Raw genomic sequence first — 251 nt, forward strand, 5'->3', positions numbered from 1 at the left:
CTTAAAATGAGGGTGTGGATGATACCATGTCAATCCGGCTCTCTGATTCACAGTAAACTGATAGCGGAAAGTACCACCTGCATTTGCTAATTGATCTGGGTGTCCATCCATTAATGCAGGTACTTTTAAGCCATGCCAGTGAATATTGGTATGTTCAGATAAATTATTCTGGAGCAAAATATTTACAACATCTCCCCTGTTTACCCTGAATGACGGACCAAGCATCCCATTAGGTTGATAGCCCAAGACAG

The 251-nt window shown here is 41.8% G+C and carries 1 protein-coding gene; it reads right to left on the minus strand.

All coding sequences use genetic code 11. The features are described 5' to 3' along the window. Positions 1 to 251 (minus strand): multicopper oxidase domain-containing protein (locus VJI94_RS08600; RefSeq protein ID WP_324009067.1); only part of this gene is annotated, 251 nt, incomplete at both ends.

It is taken from the genome of Parvimonas sp. D9 (genome assembly GCF_035282565.1).
Lineage (GTDB): Bacteria > Bacillota > Clostridia > Tissierellales > Peptoniphilaceae > Parvimonas > Parvimonas micra.